At 40.5% G+C, this 19155-nt stretch carries 11 protein-coding genes; 6 read left to right on the top strand and 5 right to left on the bottom strand.

Features of this window, described 5'->3' with window-relative positions; genetic code table 11:
* Nucleotides 1–179: 179 nt before the first annotated feature.
* Together AAC073_RS08470 and AAC073_RS08475 are read left to right on the top strand one after the other, a co-directional pair.
* Entirely contained in the window at nucleotides 180–2666 is a 2487-nt protein-coding gene (locus tag AAC073_RS08470; RefSeq protein WP_339923419.1) for a right-handed parallel beta-helix repeat-containing protein, read from the top strand.
* A 93-nt stretch (nucleotides 2667–2759) separates the two neighbouring features.
* Nucleotides 2760–4460, top strand: a complete 1701-nt coding sequence (locus tag AAC073_RS08475; protein WP_339923420.1) for a right-handed parallel beta-helix repeat-containing protein — start codon at nucleotides 2760–2762, stop codon at nucleotides 4458–4460.
* 232 nt (nucleotides 4461–4692) lie between these two features.
* Here the strand turns inward: AAC073_RS08475 and AAC073_RS08480 are convergent, their stop codons facing one another.
* Nucleotides 4693–7137, bottom strand: a complete 2445-nt coding sequence (locus tag AAC073_RS08480) for a hypothetical protein (RefSeq protein ID WP_339923421.1) — start codon at nucleotides 7135–7137, stop codon at nucleotides 4693–4695.
* 753 nt (nucleotides 7138–7890) lie between these two features.
* Between AAC073_RS08480 and AAC073_RS08485 the strand changes: the two genes are divergently transcribed.
* From AAC073_RS08485 to AAC073_RS08495, 3 genes are all read left to right on the top strand, one after another.
* Nucleotides 7891–10029 carry an exo-alpha-sialidase gene (locus AAC073_RS08485; RefSeq protein ID WP_339923422.1) on the top strand — a complete coding sequence of 713 codons (2139 nt, stop codon included), beginning with the start codon at nucleotides 7891–7893 and terminating at the stop codon, nucleotides 10027–10029.
* Between the two features lie 265 nt (nucleotides 10030–10294).
* Nucleotides 10295–11737 (top strand): nucleoside hydrolase-like domain-containing protein, encoded by a 1443-nt coding sequence (locus AAC073_RS08490; RefSeq protein WP_339923423.1) that lies wholly within the window; start codon nucleotides 10295–10297, stop codon nucleotides 11735–11737.
* A 148-nt stretch (nucleotides 11738–11885) separates the two neighbouring features.
* A complete protein-coding gene (locus tag AAC073_RS08495) occupies nucleotides 11886–13973 on the top strand; it encodes an acetylxylan esterase (RefSeq protein ID WP_339923424.1) in 2088 nt (695 codons plus the stop codon).
* A 94-nt stretch (nucleotides 13974–14067) separates the two neighbouring features.
* Here the strand turns inward: AAC073_RS08495 and AAC073_RS08500 are convergent, their stop codons facing one another.
* From AAC073_RS08500 to AAC073_RS08510, 3 genes are read right to left on the bottom strand one after another with little or no spacing between them, the layout of a single operon-like run.
* The gene (locus tag AAC073_RS08500; RefSeq protein WP_339923425.1) at nucleotides 14068–14532 is read right to left on the bottom strand and encodes a hypothetical protein; all 465 of its coding nucleotides are present in this window, start codon (nucleotides 14530–14532) and stop codon (nucleotides 14068–14070) included.
* A gap of 53 nt (nucleotides 14533–14585) precedes the next feature.
* On the bottom strand, nucleotides 14586–15245 hold the full coding sequence (locus AAC073_RS08505) for a hypothetical protein (RefSeq protein WP_339923426.1): 660 nt from the start codon (nucleotides 15243–15245) through the stop codon (nucleotides 14586–14588).
* Nucleotides 15229–15720, bottom strand: a complete 492-nt coding sequence (locus AAC073_RS08510) for a sigma-70 family RNA polymerase sigma factor (protein WP_339923427.1) — start codon at nucleotides 15718–15720, stop codon at nucleotides 15229–15231. Before AAC073_RS08510 ends, AAC073_RS08505 begins: the two co-directional genes overlap by 17 nt.
* A gap of 204 nt (nucleotides 15721–15924) precedes the next feature.
* On the opposite strand from AAC073_RS08510, the gene AAC073_RS08515 reads away from it, so the two are divergent.
* Entirely contained in the window at nucleotides 15925–17448 is a 1524-nt protein-coding gene (locus AAC073_RS08515) for a sulfatase (RefSeq protein WP_339923428.1), read from the top strand.
* A 149-nt stretch (nucleotides 17449–17597) separates the two neighbouring features.
* Here AAC073_RS08515 and AAC073_RS08520 read toward each other — a convergent pair whose 3' ends face one another.
* The gene (locus tag AAC073_RS08520) at nucleotides 17598–18887 is read right to left on the bottom strand and encodes a sialidase family protein (RefSeq protein ID WP_339923429.1); all 1290 of its coding nucleotides are present in this window, start codon (nucleotides 18885–18887) and stop codon (nucleotides 17598–17600) included.
* Nucleotides 18888–19155: the final 268 nt, after the last annotated feature.

Below are 19155 nucleotides of genomic sequence, written 5' to 3' on the forward strand. Positions count from 1 at the left end.
TCATAAGCATTATAATATGATTTTATCGCTCTTTCAGATGAACTTTTAAGGCGATTATTTGGGTAAGCAGGCTAGGTTCTGCTTGATAAGGAACATTGCTACCTAGCCCGTACTCCTATTACATTTTCACTATTGTTTCCTGCGATAGCGAATTGTAAATATAAAGACAAATATATACTATGAAAAAGATTTTATTTGCAATTGAATTGGCCTTCTATATTGCCTTTTTTAATAATATTGACGGACATTCGAAAGAAGCATTTAGAACTAATTCGGTACTAGATAGCTTGATTGGTAGAGACTTTTACACCAATAAAAAGATGAGCCTTGAGGTTTTTGGCTTAAATCAGAACCCCATACCAAGACTTCGAAGCCCTTACATCTTACCTCCTGCTACCATGTATGTCTCCCCCAGTGGTAGTGATAATAATGATGGCCGAAGTGTCGATACTCCGTTCAAAACCATCACCAAGGCAGCAGCGACTGTACAACCCGGAGATGTGATTTATTTGCGAGGAGGCGTTTTTCCTATAAAAGCAACTTTCCATATTTCAGGAACTTCTTCTCAAAAAATTGTTTGGGCTTCCTACCCGGGAGAGTGGGCTATTTTTGACGGCTCTGAATTGCCCAAGGCACCTCAAAGTAAGCATTTCCTAACCGTGAAAGCCAACCATAATGTATTTGCTAATTTCACAATTAGCAATGGCCCCCATCGTGGCCTCATCGTTTTCGGATCAAACAACCTGATAACTGGTCTGGTATCCCATGGGCACAACTTCACCGGAATCCAAAACTACAACGGTAATAATAATGTATTTGAGTGGTGCGTTGCTTACGACAATTACGACACAGTTCCAATGTCAGGGGATCCAACCAAGGCAGGTAATAATGCTGATGGAATCGGCATAACAACCGGTAAAGGAAATATCATTAGATGGAATTTGGTTTACAATAATTCAGATGATGGAATTGATGTATGGGAAGGTGAAAATTCTCTGGTTGAACACAACATGGCTTATGATAACGGCTATGGACCGGAGGGTAATGGTAACGGATTCAAAGGCGGTGGACCAAGCGGAGGAAATAATGTCTTCACAAACAACGTTGCCTTTCACAATAAAAAGAGAGGGTTCACTGATAACAATGCAACTAATGTTTTCTTTATAAACAATACCGCATATAACAATAACAAAGGAGACAACACAGGGACAGCCAAGTATGGAGCAAGTTTCCAAGCTACCCAACCTTCTGGCAACATTTTCAAGAACAACCTTACCATACCCGGTACCGGGAATACCCTGGACATCAGCCCTAATTCAACCCAGGAAAATAACAGTTGGAACCTAAACATCATTGAACCTCAATTTAAAAGCACAATCCGTAACAACCACAATTTCCTTCATCTTTCTCCAGACAGTCCTGCAATTGGAGTTGGTGAGGGTGGGGTGAACCTTGGAAGCGATGCATCAACTTTGGACTTGCTTCGTCTGTACGCAGCAGGAACTTCATCAACCCCTATAAACCTTGGCCCTCAGGAAATTAGTCAAACAGCACTCGGATCCGGACAACGGAACCTTTTCGTATCCCCTACAGGAAGTGGATCAGATTGTTCGCAGGAAAGCCCTTGTAACCTAAAAATAGGAATAAGCAAATCACAAGCTGGAGATGTTGTATTCCTAAGAGGCGGGCAATACGACTTACCATTGGAGAATATCCAATTCAATAAATCGGGCAAGCAGGGCAACCCGATAATTTACGAAAGCTATCCGGGTGAGCTTGCTATTTTTGATGGGGCCGATCATGCAAAAGCAGCAAAGGTTCGCATTAGCCTATCCGGAAGTTGGGTAGCGTTGCGCCGAGTAGAAGTAAGAAATATGCCACAAACTGGTCTTCGCATAACTGGCAATCACAATTTGATGGATGGAATTCATTCACATCACAACTCAGGGACAGGAATTCACATTTTCAGTGATTACAAGGCCTACCCTTACGGTGCTGAAGGGTCCTTCAACACTGTTAAGAATTCACTTGTTCATGACAACTCGGATGCAGGTTTAACCTATGCGGATGACAATTGGGGCAATAATGGTGGCGACGCCGATGGTATTAGCATTTCTTCAGGAGATGGAAATAGGGCTATTAATAACCTTATCTACCACAACTCAGACGATGGTGTGGATTCATGGAGATCCACAAATACTGAATTTGCATACAATATCATCCACTCCAATGGAATCGCCAATGGTAACGGAAATGGCATAAAGGCCGGCGGAGTTAACCAAAGCTTCAATACTTATGTGCATCACAATATTTCGTTTAACAATAGGGCGACAGGAATTGACTTCAATAGTGGTATAGATGTGTTGTTTTATAATAATGTATCCTATAACAACCATATGGGCTATACCTTAGGAAAAACCACCACCACCGTTAACAATATTGAATTTGGCAATATGGCTCCGAGCTACAGAAGCGGAAATCATCACCACAACAGTTGGAATTTGTCCGACTATACAGTCTCTGAAACCGATTTTATAAGTTTGGATCCGAACTCGGTAGGTTTTCTGAAATTAAATGCCAAGTCAGGCTTATTGAATATTGGGTTTGATGTTGGATTTCCATTCAATGGAACGGCTCCGGATCTTGGGGTTTATGAACAATACTAAATTTTTACACTTTGCATTACCTATATTGCTAATTCAGGAAAAAATAGATTTAAATTTATACCTACCTTAATTATCATTATCTTAAACTCTATCATGAAACCTTTCAACTTGATCTTTTTATTGGCTGCCTTATTGTTTTTGCATGATGGGTATTGCCAATCACCGGGCGAAAATACCCCCAATCCATATACTGTCTCAACCTATGAATGTGCCGGCTTGTATTGGACAACACCTGAATCAGGAAATTGCACTGTAAAATATAAAAAATCATCAGATTCAGATTGGACAAAAGGATTAGATCTGGTGTACGATGACAGAGATGGCCAATACCGAGGGAGCATTGTAGGACTTGATCCTAATACGGAGTTCCAAGTAGAACTATCGAGTGATCAAGCTAAAACAGCCATGAATTTCACTACACGAAATGATCAGTTTCCAATTGGAAAAACAACCTACCTACCAGAAGGTGAATCTACTGATCCCGTCATTATTACCGAATCCGGAACTCCTGAAGGCTACCACTTGGTAACAGTACCTGAAAACACCAGTTCCGTACTCAATATGGGCAATGTAAGCAATGAGGGCATACAAATTGATGCCGATTATGTGATCGTCCGTGGTGTAGAAATTCGCAATGCAAAGGTAGACGGTATTCGCATAAAGAAAGACAGGCACGATATTGTCATTGAACAATGTTATATCACTTTCTGGGGGAGGATAGGCGGCCCCATCACTTATGGAAACCTAGAAGGAAGCACCGATAGCGGTATCAATGCAGAAAATGGCACTTGGAATTTAACCATCCAAAGAAACCTAATTGAAGACCCCAGAGGGGCATCAAATGATTGGGAAACAGGTCATCCTGCAGGACCTCAAGGCATTACCATTAGCCAAAGCTTGGGAGGAAATGTGATTCGTTATAACGACATTCTATCCACCGAAGATCATGGATTTAATGATGCCATCGGAGGTGGTTCAAATTATTCCAATGTAGGCAACATGAACCGGGACTCGGATATATATGGCAATCTAATCCGTAGTGTATGGGATGACGCCATCGAAGTCGAGGGAGCCAATATGAACGTAAGAGTATTTGGCAATTATGCCCATAAATTTTTCAATGGTATCGCCACGGCTTCTACCACCAAAGGCCCGATATATATTTATAGAAATGTGGTAGGAGAAAGCAGAGTAGGACATCGTAACCCTATTGGAGGGTCTTTTATCAAAACTGGAGAGCGTGAGCCTTATGCCGGAGGTAGAAGGTATGTTTTACACAATACGATTGTTCAACCTAAGGGTGTGTCCCATGCTTTCTCCGGCCATGGCATTTCCAACACAATCACTAGGAACAATATCTTTGATGTGTCAGGAAGACTGGCAGCTGACCGCGAGACAGTTGACGATAGCGATTACGACTACGATTATTTTTCAGGCCTATCAATGGGAGTAGCCAAAGAACAAAATGGCATAAAATTCAGTACCACACCTTCTGCAACCAGGCTCTATCGGACTTCATATTCCTTGGAATATTATCCGCGATCTCGGATCAACTCTATCGTCTGGGGAAGAAAGCCCTATCAATTCGGTGAGGTCAAAAGAGCCATTACGGATCCGGTGGTACAAATCAGCAACCCATTGATTGATGGCGGTATCGAAATCCCGGGATTTAATGCTGATTTCGAAGGGAATGCTCCAGATGTGGGAGCTTTTGAGGTAGGAAACACCCCACTGGAATTTGGTAGACGCGCTTATTTGGCCCATGATGAAGGTTGGCCTGCTTGGGAGAAATAGATTAGCGTTGGTTAAATTTGAAGCATGTAATTAAAAAGACCCCAACAATAAAGGATCAAATGCTGAAACCTTTGCTTCAGCACCTTTCAGAGACGGCTCCGAATCAACCTATTCTCAGTAGTTTAACTTTTAAACCTTTAATTGCAGGAGTAAGATGGGAAAATGCAATAGATAGTCTATTGCATTTTCCCATCTTCACCTCAATCAGATAAAAATGATGAAGCTATATTTCTTATTCACCAATTATAATATAACTTCCAGATGCACCTGAAAACTTGACTTCAGTATTTGAAATATCTTCCGTGTCCACAGATAAATCTCCTGTACATATTACCAATGGTCTGGTTTTAAAAGGTTGCGTAAATTCCAGCGTTTCTCCCCCAAAGGCCAATCCTGTCAACCTTCGCTCTAAGCTGATATTTGACCGGGAATCATAGGTAAAAAGACTTAACACTTCTACAGCGGCATCTTTTGCTTGAATACGAACCTTATGTAGGCCAAAACCTAAATTCAATATCCCTTTGCGATTTTCCAAGTAATTCACTTTTTCATCAGTATCGATGAAGCCTGTATTACAAGATTGGGACATGACTAGTTTATCATCAACAAAAACAGCTAGTGAACCGGCATCCGGATTATCTACCCAAGCCACTGAAATGTCCGTACCAACCACTTCTATTTCAATGTATTCTTCGGGTTTAAGCCTAACTTTCTCTGCACCATATGGAGCTCCCCATTCCGAATGGAAGGGCACTATTACATGTCCCATTAAGTTCCAATTTGGATTTGAAACGGAAAAAAAGCGTCTGTTTGGATTTATTTTGGAATCCACATAGGTTAATTTGGCATTCTCTCCTGCTATTTCTAGAATATGCCTGTCTCCCAAACTGGTTCGCCCATACCGAAACATTGAATTGCGAAGGTTGTAGGATGGACTTGATTTTCTCGATTCAAACTTTACCCCATCAACATAGGGAACAGGAGGTTCACTGTCAGTTTTTCCCCAACTATTAATCGCATTGTCTTCAAATATGAATCTATTGGTATTTATTCTTGAACTGGTAGAATCAAAAGTCAGCATGTCCCCTTCCCAACCGTAGGTATTCGGATGAAGCCTTTCAGGCAATTGGAGCTGAGCTTGACCAGGGGCGATCGGATTCCAGCACTCAAATGCTTTCTCCAGTTGTTTAAACCATAAATAATGGCTTGCTGCTTGCGGATGACCATCTAAGGGAGTAAGAGAATACTTATTTGCCCACCTTGTAAGGTCATCAGCAATTTTTGGATAATCCATATATGGGATCTGGTACCTTAAAGATAGCGCCTGAAGGTCCACTGTATTTGGCGTATATCTACCCTGATTCTGATAAGGGCTAAACAAGAATTCCGTATTGGGATAATTTTGCTGAATCCATCGTATAGCTCCCTCAAAAACAGCAACCTCATCTGGCGTATCCGTTTTCTCATTGGCGCCACTCCCAAAAATTACGAGGTCGGGTCTCGCTCCTTCATTGCGATTAAAAAGATCTGGATATAAACTTTCCCAGCTTTCCCCCTTCTTATGACCATTCAATCCAGGATCGGGTGGTATTGATAATGAAAAATACTCTTGTAATCCTGAATGTGATTCACCAATACTTGAACCATCAGCTGCCATGAAATTAAGACATATTTTGTCCGCGGTTACGTTGAATTTTCTCATAAGCTCAAGCTTTAGCCTTCCCGCGTAACTGTAATAATGCCTCCACTGTCCAATATAGCCATCAAGATCCGGTCGCCCCGCTTTACCGGCATCAAAAATATCCTCTGAAAGAGGTTGCTTATAGGTCTCAGATTCCGGATTTTCATCATATAGATACATTGGAGGATTGGCACTACCCCGGTCAATGCTTGATCCCATTACGACAATGTGAATTGCTTCTCCCTTCCATAATTTTTGAATTGTTCTTGGAAGGTACCTGTAGCTGGCAACCATCTCCCTAGAAGGGTGCGTAATGTTATCATTCGAGTTTTTTACGCTTAGCTTTGGAGCGTAAACCCAGACGGTATCGGATAAACTTAAATTCTCGAACTCAACTTGAATCCCAACCGTATTTATGTCTTTTGAACCTGACTTATTTCCAACACTTGCTTTTCCAATAATCGTAGCATTTTCTACCAGAATGTTAATGGTCCCAGGTTTTTCCATTGATGCGCTATATTCTTTAGCTACAACCAGCTCACCTCTCGAGTGCTTGGGAAAACTACGACTGTCTTTCATTCCAAAGTCCTTAGGACTCCACTCACCATCTTCACTATCAGTTTTTATCACTTTGATGGCAGATTTAATCTGATTTGCCTTTTTTTGGTAGCCATATACGGATAAACTCAATTCGTCCCCATAAGCCAGACCTGCCTCGGGAAGGGTGAAAAATTGCCATATCTTTTTACCAGGACTTATTGCTACCAAATTATGGGCTGAAAAATCAGGTCTTATGGGTATGGAAACATGAGATTCACGCATTACTTCAATATCACCCCATGCCTCAGTGTTCCAGAAAGCTACATTGTGTGACTGAAAATCTGAAGCTTTCCCTGTTCGGTGACTCATGAACGAATGGAACTCAAAAGATGGATTTAAAAGCAGGTTAGCTACTTCTTCAATGCTTCTGGTAGACGAGGGTATTACCTCTTTCATAGTCAGGGCGCTTAGGCCAAGGCATAGGAATAGTATTGGTATTTTCAGTGTATTCTTCATTTGGTGCTTTTATAGGATAATTTTTAATTCTCAGTTTATGAACCCTCCACTTCACTAACCTCAGTAGCAATGAATCATACTAAATCTTGCCCTGAAAGAATTTTCATTAAAATTTTATTTCATTAAAAGCAATAAAAATACAAATAAAAACTGGTTCAAATAAATAAACGAAACACGAAATAAGACTTTTCCAAAGTAATGTGACCAAATAAATAGAATCCATTCGAATTTTCCTTAACCTCCTGACTTCTGTGCTGAAAAAATGATCATGTTTATACTGTAAGTAAAGTAAAATCCATCAATCCTCGCATAAACATAAGACAATTGAGCAGTAGCAATTAAACCGACTACTCATAAGGCTGTTCTTAAATTACCTACATAAATAAAAATTTGACACAAAAAATGTCTAATAATGCGTAATGGTTTTCTTAAAACTATGAAAAACTCCCAGCCAAGCAGAACCCCTGGACCACCCATCCCAAATCAGTCGATTTGGGACTTATATTTCTTATCTTGTATTGACTTTGAGGAAGTCATATGGCTCCCTCAAACTGTACCGTTTTAAATTGAATACTTCCAAAAGTAGTCATCGAATAAAAACAATTGTATTTAATCTTTAACGGTTCGGAAAATACATCCTTATTAAATTAAATATTCTGGAACAAACACTGCTTCAAATTTAGTACTTAAATAATGAGTAAAACCACAAATCAAATACCACCATTAGGAATGACAGGGCATTTGCTTCTAATTGGTCTGACAATACTGTTTATTAACCTTTCAAGCTTATTAATTGCACAAGGCCAAAACGTACCTGGCACCTATACTGATATACGCTCTTCATCTGACAATCCCCGTAACAGTGAAGGTGATTTTATCACGCTTAAAGATGGAAACATCTTATTTGCTTACACCCGCTTTATGAATTCTACCAGTGATCATGCACCTGCTCAGATTATGGGCAGGTTTAGTGAAGATGCTGGCAAGACCTGGTCCGAAAAAGACCAACTAATCGTTGAAAAGGAAGGTGATCAGAATGTGATGTCCGTCTCATTTTTAAGATTACAGAATGGAAACATAGCTTTATTTTATGCCAGGAAAAATTCATTAGAAGACTGTATACCTATGGTGCGCATATCAAGTGATGAAGCACAGACCTGGAGTGAACCTAAGCCGGTAATCACTGACCAAACAGGTTATTTTGTATTAAATAATGACCGTGTTATTCAGTTGAAAAGTGGTAGGATTTTGGCACCCGTATCTCTACACAAAACACCAAATTCTGATTGGCGCCACAGAGGTGAACTCAGATGTTTTTATTCGGATGATATGGGCGATACCTGGAAAAGGGGACAAGTACTGCCGGCACCCGTTAATGTGATCACTCAGGAGCCCGGCGTAGTGGAGATGAAAGACGGGAGGATCATAATGAATATTCGGACAAATCAAGGCACACAATACAGTTCAATTTCACTTGATGAAGGCATCACCTGGAGCCTCGCGAAAAAAACCATTATACCATCTCCAATTGCTCCCGCTTCACTGGCTAGATTGAACGGAACTGGGGACCTAATTTTGGCCTGGAATAACAACGGCAAATCAGGACCAGGATATTTCAAATCGAAAAGGACCCCGCTCACGGTGGCTGTTTCCCGGGATGAAGGTCAATCCTGGGAAAATATTCAAAATCTTGAAGAGAGTATACATGCCTCTTACGCCTATACTGCGATTCATGAAGTAGGTGATCATATGCTCTTCAGTTACTATGTCAAGCATGACGACAAACCAGGCTATGACCTTCGCATCAGACGTATGTCTAAAAGAGACTTATATGCTACCCGTAAAACGGACCCGGTATTGATTGTTGCCAATAAACATTCCAATACTTTATCTTACCTGGATCCAGTTAAAATGGAAGTTTTGGAAACCATTAACATAGGAAACAACCCTCATGAAATTACGATATCACCGGATCAACGATTTGCTTACCTAAGTAGTTATGAGGCACCTGGAGATAAGATTTTTGTAGTTGATTTGATGAAAAGGCAGCAGGTTGATACGGTCCATACTGGAGCGTATGTTCGAATACATGGAGCTGCTTTTTCACCCGAAGGAACACATGCTTATTTTACAGCCGGCCAAACTGGATATGTGGTCGAAGTGGAAACTGGTACTAATACGGTTTCACGTACCATTCCTACCGGGGGTGAAATTTCACACATGGTATACCTCGCACCTGATGGGAAGTATCTTTTGACTGCCAATATTTCTTCTGAAAATATTTCGGTTATCAACAGGGAATCCGGCGTATTGGAAACATTAATTCCGGCCGGGAGGGGAGTGGAAGGAATGGCTTTTACCCCAGACGGAAAATTTTTATGGGCATTGAACCAAACAGGAGGCAGTATAACAGTGATAGATTGGTTTTCCAGAACGGTTGTAGCCGAATTTGAATGCCCGGGGATGCCTGTTCGTATCAAATTCTCTAAGGATGGTAGCAGGGCTTACGTAGCAGGCTGGGAAAAGAATGGAACTTTGACGGTTATTGATGTAGCTTCCAAAAAAGAAATAAAAAGGATTCCCGTTGGCAACTTTGCTATAGGAGTTGAAATCTCCCCCGATGGTAAATATGCTTTTGTAGGCTGTGAAGATGCTGGAAAAACAAGCATTGGCAAAGATGGTGAAGAAACTCTTGAAGGATTTAAAGCCAAGTCAGACGGTGGGCATGTAGTAGACCTTCACAGACTGGAGGTTGTAAAGATAATAGAAACAGGTTTAGGGCCTGACCCCATGCAAATGTGGTGGCCCCCTAGTAAACTGGTTGAAAATTGAATTTCAGCGGCCAAAAAAAAGCCCTTCCGGTTCATAGTGATTTAAACCCTGTTAAACTGAGGCAACAATTATAAACCCAAACCATGAAATTTATCTTTTTGACGATCGTACCACTGAAAGCAACATATGAGAACCGATTAAAGTAGGACCTATACCCATTTTAAATGACGTCTCACTAAACGAAACCTTTTCAAATATTCTTTCGCCTTGATCAAAATATGCACAATAATACTGAACCGTAATATTAATTCATTATATTTTAAATATGAAAAACGTCCCTTACAAAATACTCACTTACATTGTCTTTTTATTTTTAATTTGTACTTCCTTCTATGCAAGAGCTACTGTAAAACCAAGAGTGTTTGTATTGACAGACATAGAGAATGAGCCTGATGATGCCCAATCTCTTGTCCGCTTTCTATTGTATAGCAATCAATTTGATGTTGAGGGATTGATCGCCACTACGTCTACCCATCAGCGGGATAAAACAGCAGCCTGGAGATTAAAAGAGATTGTAGAAGCGTATGGAAAAGTACAGGCAAATTTAATGAAACATGAAGTAGGGTTTCCGACAGCGGACTATCTTTTATCACGTATTAAATCAGGACTTCCTAAATATGGAATGACTGCCGTAGGTAAGGGAAATGACTCTGAAGGAAGTGAATGGTTGATCAAAGTGGTGGACAAGGAAGATGAAAGGGCAGTTTGGGTTCCTGTCTGGGGTGGTGCCAACGTTTTGGGGCAAGCCCTTTGGAAAATTAGGCAAACGAGAACGAAAGAAGAACTTGATAAATTTGTTTCCAAACTTAGGGTTTATGCCATTTCCGATCAGGATGATTCTGGCGTATGGATTCGCAATGAATTCCCTGATCTCTTTTATATTGTAAGTCCAGGTGAGGATTATATTCATTCTACCTGGAATGGAATAGGAGGAGAATCCTATCGGAAATATGCTTCTGGAGCAGATGCCTCCTTGGCAGAAAACCCTTGGCTCCGAAAAAACATCATGCAAAATCATGGTCCTCTAGGGGCTCAATATCCAGAAGTAGAATACATCATGGAAGGAGACACACCCAGCTTTTTGGGTTTGATAGACAATGGATTGAATGTCGCTGAGCGACCAGACTATGGAGGCTGGGGTGGCAGGTATGAACTTTACAAACCTCACTTTCAACCCTACAGAAATTTTGACCACCAAGAACCGGAGCAAAGAGCCATATGGACAAATGCCATAGATGAAGTAATGGGTAAAGATGACCGAATTTACATTAACAATCAAGCGACAATCTGGCGTTGGAGAGAAGCCTTTCAAAATGATTTTGCCGCCAGAATGGACTGGTGCATAAAGTCCTATGAGGAGGCAAATCACCCTCCATTGGTCAAGGTGGATAAAACGACAAACATTACCATTTACCCTGGAGAAGAAATTCAGTTTGATGCCAGTGGAAGTACAGATCCAGATGGTGATTCTTTGTCTTATCAATGGTTTAATTACAAAGAGGCAGGTACTTTTTGGGCTTTTAACTGGTACAAACCACTCACCATCTCAAATCCAAATAGTGCTAAAGTTACATTAGAAATAGGTGAACGGATTGAACTTACCAAAGCCCAAACTACTCATTTAATCCTTGCTGTGACGGACAATGGAACTCCTGCCATAACAAGGTACCAGCGAATAATAATTAACATTCTACCCAAAATTAAATAACCCCACGAAGACTAAATCGCTTCATATTATCCAGGAAATTGCTTTGAAAAATCAGCCTGGGCTGGATAAAATAAAGCCATTAGATAGGCAACAGACTGTATAAAACACTCCTTTTACTTAAAAAAATCTTTCGCAAAACTTTTATGTAATGAAAAACAATCGAAGAAATTTTATCAAATGGTCTGGGTTATCTGGATTTGGAATAGGCTTGGCACCTTCATTAATTTTAAAAGCGGAGGCTCAAAAACGCCCCACTCGTTTGATAGAAGAAAAGGATGCCAATAAACCTCCCCATCGTCTACCCACCATGATTCAGAATTACTACATCGATAAAGTGCGGAAGGTATCGAAAAACCACAGTGACCGAATTTATGGGTTAAAGACAAAAAATGAAGCACTGGAATACCAGGCTGAGATCAAAAATAAAATCAAGGACTGCCTTGGTCCTTTTCCGGAAAAAAACCCATTGAATCCAATCGTAACTGGCAAATTGGATAGGGATGGCTTCACTGTGGAGAAAATTATTTACGAAAGTAGACCTGGCTTCAAGGTTACAGCCAATCTTTACATTCCCAAAAACAACGGCCAGCCCATGCCAGCGGTACTCGGAACTTGCGGCCATACTAGAGAAGCCAAATCAAGCGCCTACCAGTATTTTGCGCAAAGTCTGGCCAGAAAGGGATATGTTGTTTTGATTATAGATTGTATCGGTCAAGGTGAACGCTTGCAATACCCTACTCCAGGTCGTGAAAGTGCCACTAAGTGGGGGGTAACGGAACACATTTATGCCGGCAATCCACTGACTTTGGTTGGGGATTCAATGGCTGGTTGGTTTGTCTGGGATGCCATTCGTGGGATTGATTATTTGTTTACCCGTCCTGAAGTTGATCACCAACACATTGGGGTTACCGGGAATTCCGGTGGAGGCACCCAAACCACCTGGCTTTGTGGCGTTGAACCACGATTGACGATGGCTGCTCCTAGTTGTTTTGTCACCACAATACGCAGAAATCTGGAGAATCAGGAAGTTCAGGACGCAGAGCAGTATGCACCAAAAGGCTTGGCCAAGGGCTTGGATCATTTTGATTTCATTGCTGCTATGGCGCCAAAACCGGTAATGCTTATTACCCAAGAAAAGGACTTCTTTGACACTCGGGGAACGCAAGAGACCTTTGAAATGCTACAACATTTTTACAAGTTATTGGGTGCGGAAGGAAATATTCAGTTGTTTAGAGGTGAGGACTACCATGGCTATCATCAGCCTGCAAGAGAGGCCATGTATGGATTCTTTAATCAAGTGACCAAAGTCAATAATGATAGCAAAGAACCTGAATTCGAATTGGAAAAAGACGAAGACCTGTGGTGTACTCCTGCAGGACAATTGTCTAAGGATGCGTCTAAGACAATCCCTGAGATCCTTAAGAAGCAATCCCAAGAGTTGAGGAAGAAAAGAGGAGAAGTTTCATCAAACAATTTAAAGAAGGCTTTGACTGAGGTTTTAAGCTTGCCCAATAAATTTGAAGTCTCGGACTACCGGATTTACAGAGGAAGAAAAGAAACATTGTTCCCTCGAAATTTTGTAACGGATATGTTTGTAGAAACGGAACCTGGTATTCACAATGCTGTCTATCGTCTCACAGAGGAAAACATCTACTCCAGACCACATGGCAGTCCGGAAAAAGTTATCCTTTATGTGTCCCATCTAGAAATGGATGATGAGTTAATCAATGATGAAAAGATAAGAGAAATTCTATCTGATCATTCTGATCATGCAATTTACGCCTGTGATTTGAGAGGAATCGGCCAAACTCAGCCAAACACACATGTTAGTTATTCTATTCCTCACAATAGGGAGTATTTTTATGGCATGCTTTCAAATATGATGGATGAACCATTGATTGGAAAAAGAACCTATGATTTATTATGCATTTTAAATTGGCTGGAGACTACAGGTCATACCGATATCACTATTCTGGGCAATGGCTGGGGTTGCCAGCCCGCCACTTTTGCTTCTGTTTTAAATGAGAAGGTCAAAAAAGTTATCTTAAAAAATGCTTTGAGCAGTTACAGCGACGTTGCCGAATCCACTTTCTACAACTGGCCTGTTTCAGCCTTTCCTATGGGTGTGTTGAATCATTTTGACCTACCCGATTGCTACCGTGAACTCGAACGAAAAAACCTTGAAATACTGGGAGATTGGGATGCCATGGCTGGTGAGAAAGCGTCATTAGGTTAATTATCCTCCTAAAAATTTAGGCGCCTTTTCTGTTTAGGCCACTGCCAATAATAGACGCTAGTGTTTGCCTCAATTCTTGTAAAAGGGTTTAGCATCAAACAACCCTTCCCAGCCTTTTAGCATCTGCATCTTTTCTTGCGCCATAAAGGATCCCGAAGAGCATTCCCAAACTTGTCCCCATCGACAAACCCATACTTGATCCTAATTGGGAGTCAATAGCCGTTTCATACATAATCCCTATGGCTGTACCGATCAAAAGACCATATACCATTCCTATTTCAGTAAAATGCTTTTCGGTAGTGAAATAAAACTCCTCTTTTAGAAAGGCTTTAAATTCAGACAGCTTTTGTTTATAATACTTCTTTGCATTGCTTGTCGATGCCTCTAATTGCAAGGAGGCAAGTTCTTCTTGTATCAATGGGGACTGCCTTTCAGACAAATCTTTGCTTTCCAAATTTTCCAAGATTCGGATAAAGCTCCTATAAATTTTTGTCTCCCGCTTACTGTTAGTTGTTTTTAATAATTTATTAAAAACTTCAATTGCCTCTGTAATGCTCATGGTTTTAAATGTTTATTGTTTGTAGCTAATCTGCTCGGTTGAAATCTTTTATTTCATTCGGCCCTTAAGTCTTCCATGTCTAAAATCAATTCGTCAAGTTTTTTTATTACCCTTCCATAGACCATATTCAAATCCCATTTGTAAATCTTCCCTCCAAATAAGGCTATAATGACAAGAATTAACACCAAAGCAAATAAACCTATTAGTGGCATTCCAAAAACCACATACAGGTCAGGATATTTCAAAACAAGTTTGTTCATTATCGTTTCGCTTACTTGCTCCCCATTACTGGTCGAGAACCAAAACCCCATTATGACAGAAAGGATAATTAGGGGATAATAAACCCTCGCCATTTTTATATTTACAGATACTTGATCCTCCAACCAGCCCCTGAAAGATAAAAGGTATTGATAGCTGTTGACATTTTCATCAATACCATCCAAGCCTTTCGCCAGCCTTTTATTTACTATAAATACCCCACTTGAAACCAAGAATAAACCAATGCCCATGATGGGGATTCCTACAAAGAAAGATGCTCCTAATACCACAATGGAACCAATCACAATAGCGGTCAAATTAATTTTAAACATCCTTTTATACTTGTCGATGATATGAATAGATTTTTTGTTGTAGAGGTTAGTAACCTTTGGACCAACGAATGCCTCATTTTTCAAAAAACCTTCTTTCCAAATTGTTTCAATTGACTTTTCCATTTAATCGTTTTTTTAACCGTCCTTTAATTCTTTTAATGCGCACACCTATGTTATTGGGACTAGTCCCAATAATGTCTGCTATTTCCAAGTACGACTTTTCTTCCAGATAAAGTAATATAACCGCTCTGTCAATCTCAGACAATTGCCTAATGGCATCGTACAAATGATTTAGAGCCTCATCTGAAAATGCCTGGCTATCTTCAATGACCTCTTCAGGCAAGGCATCTGAAGCAAAATACTGGGAGCTGTTTTTCTTTTTCTTCAGCATGGTCAGACATACGTTCAATGACAACCTGTAAACCCAGGTGGACCACTCGGACTGTTGGCGAAAGTTGTCTCTGCTTTTCCAAATTTGTAAACAGACCTCTTGGTAATAATCTTCAAAATCCTCTTGGGTATTGGTATATGCCCGGCATATCTTAATGACTATTGCTGAATAGGGTAATATTGAAGATTTGTAGAAGTCGCTGCTCACTGTTTTTTCTTAGTTAGTGGCGAGAATTAAATATTATTACACTATAATGAAATATTTTTGAAAAAAAGGTGTTTTATTGGCTTTTGGGCCATAATAGAGATGAAAAATTTTAGCAACTGATTATAGGCTATTGCTTTAAAGATAGAGAATGTGACTTAAATTAATACCAATGAAAAAAAAATCCAGGTTTAATCCTCCAAATAAATGTTAACACACAGCCGAAGTTTCACATGCAAAGGTTACCTTCTAGACATAGGTTTCTGCAAGAGCAGGTTTAAAACATCATTCTTTCTAACCCTTTTCTCATTGCTATCTTTGCAGGTTCAAGCGCAAGACAACAAAGGAATGAATGTTCTGTTTATGATCTCTGACGACCTTACAGCTACAGCATTGTCGAGTTATGAAAATGGGGCTAGCCATACCCCAAACATAGACAATTTGGCATCGGAAGGGACGCGTTTCACAAAAGCCTACTGTCAATACCCAGTCTGTGGTCCATCCAGAGCTTCCCTAATGTTTGGCTACTACCCAAATGCAACTAAGACCTATGGCTATGTAAGTGGTCGTGAAAAAGTGGGCCCGGACCGCCTGTCATGGGCTCAGCTTTTCAAAAACAATGGCTACTATACGGCCAGGGTAGGGAAAATATTCCATATGGGATCGGTTGATGTCTTGAAAGGCAGAGATGGCAAGGATGATCCGGACTCTTGGACCGAACGATTTAACAGTCCGGCCCCAGAAGTTCATGCAAAGGGAGAGCACGAATTGGTTCAAAACAATCCTTTTGGTTTACTTACTTTATCTAAGGACACCAATTGGAATGGAGGCAACCAGCTCCATATTGTCAAGACGGAGGAAAATGAGATTCAGACAGATGCAGAAACAGCCAATAAAGTTTCGGAGCTCCTTCGCCAGCATAAAAACGAGCCATTTTTTATCGCAGCAGGCTTTTTCCGCCCCCATGTACCATTTGTGGCACCCAAATCATCATTTGCCAACTATCCACATGAGCAAATTGTAATGCCTCCAAAGGTTGATAACGACTGGGATGACATTCCTGAACAAGGGATAAATTATGTGAACAGCGTAAATGGAGAAATGACAGTCGAACAAGAGAAAAAAGCAGTTGCTGCTTACTATGCCTCCACCTCCTTTTTGGATGACCAGGTCGGCAAGGTTTTGCAAACATTAAAAGAAGAAGGACTCGATGAAAACACTATAGTTATCTTTACCTCTGACCACGGCTACTTTTTAGGAGAACACCGATTCTGGATGAAAGTCGGACTGATGGAGGAATCTGCCAGGGTTCCATTGATCATCAAAATGCCTGGACAAGCCCCTGCAGTGTGCCATTCTTTTGCTGAATTAATTGACCTTTATCCAACCATTTCAGAATTAGCAGGGTTACAAGCTCCAAGTACTATACAAGGAAAAAGTTTGGCCCCGCTGATTGATAATCCTACGTTAAAAGTCAGAGATTTTGCGTTTTCCGTTTCTCAGCGAAATGGTAGTATGGGGTACTTAATTCGCTCGTCCGACTGGGCCTATATTCAATATGGAGAGCAAGCTGAAGGCGGCATGGAATTGTATGACATGAATTATGATAAGGGGCAATATAACAACCTGGCTTTGTACCCCAAATACACCAATGTTGTATCAGAAATGCAAAGCCTGTTGAAAGATAAACTAATTGAAGTCCGAACCAACGACTTGGGTATTCCTTATTAGAATCATCAAACCAAATGGTGTAAAAAGTTACAAAATATCTTGGCCCAAATTTTTATAGGGTTGACCATTCAGATTGTAAATCATAGTAAGGTGGTTCCCATAAAGAATTGACAAATCTTTCCGTTGGATCAAAAAATGAAATTTTCTTCTTATAAGTCTGCATCCCAAATGGTGGCAGCAATATGGTGAAGGTCCTCTTTGGTAGACCAATAATAAAGGGCAACCATTTTACCATCCTCACGCTTTAGTAATAATGGATAACCAAGATCAATGGTCTCCATATCCTCAGAACCATACCCATCTCTCAATATTTTCGGATTGCTCCAGGAGACACCTTCATTGTCACTGTACACCACCATCATGGTCCCTGGCTCTTTTCTGTTCCCAAATATTGCCACAAGTCTTCCCTCATCAGTTATATTAAGTGTGGGAGGATTACCATTTCCAGCCCCAGCATCTCCTACTTCGGATAGAAAAGTCCATGAATTTCCATCATCTTCAGAAACATAGGCATCAACCCAATTATGCCCTTCATATCTCCTGCGCATAGCACTTATCAACTTCCCGCTTGCTAATATAACCGTCTGAGACATTACTGCACGGCATTGGTCTGGATGCGGATTTAAGGCTTCATCTTCTTCTAAGTTCACTTTTATTGAAAGATCTGCTTTCTCTTCGTCAAAGGGGGGCACCACCCAGCTTACGAACGAAAAGGTTTTTCCACCATCAATTGTGCGCATACTAAAAAGTCTGTCCGTTCCGAATTGGTCTTTTTCACGCACAGACATGAATACAAGGCATTCATCCTTTCCTTTTACCACATAATCTGTTCTTGGCGTTAACTCTGTCTGAGCAGGAAGCGTAGTGTTCTTCAATTCAGGCCAGTCCCGAATATTATCAACACCAAGTCGATAGGGGCCACTCCATGACTTACCAGCATTATAGGAGTAAAAGAAGTGTCCTCTCTGATCATCAGCTCCGTGGTAAGAGGTTCCCACCATACGCATGGCAAACTGAGGATGAGAAAAATTTATCGGATTATCCAAGGTTAGAAGTTCCGGTTCTTTGCCAAAGTCACCCACATAATTTTTTGGATCATAACCTTCCCAGGTCTTTCCCATATCAGTACTCCGAGCCAGCCAACTTTCCTGATTTCCTCCTATGTTGTGGTTGTCTTTGATAAGTTCATAATCTCCACGGGTAAAACCAACTAGCATGTTCACACCATCCGCAGACCAGGCGCCATTATTTGCTGGCCAACCGAGAAATTTACCCTCTTCTTGGTAAACCACAACATGTTCCGCATTTTGAACCTGCTGATAAGTTTTTGAATTTATACTTTCTATTTGGGCATTTACAGTTTGAAAATACAGCAGAAACAGTATTACAAAAAGTACTGGTGTGCTCCGCTTTGGCAGTTGAATAAAATTTACCTTCATTGGTTGTTTATTGTTTTTAATGGGCTTACTGTATTTTTTCTTTCTGTGTAGATCAAATACCCTAAATAGCAAGTACGCTTTGGCTTAATAATAGCGAATAACAAACTCCCGATTAAGGCATCTTATCACACTTATTTAATACCTCGATTCCACACGATGTGACTATTCCTAATTTTGATCCAGAGCTCAAACATAAGTGGAGAAAATGGTACAATCCGTAAAAATTAAAAAACCTTTTAACTCAAAATTTCATCCGATTCTTTTTTTA

Origin of the sequence: uncultured Cyclobacterium sp., assembly GCF_963977555.1 — a bacterium.
Taxonomy (GTDB): Bacteria; Bacteroidota; Bacteroidia; order Cytophagales; family Cyclobacteriaceae; genus Cyclobacterium.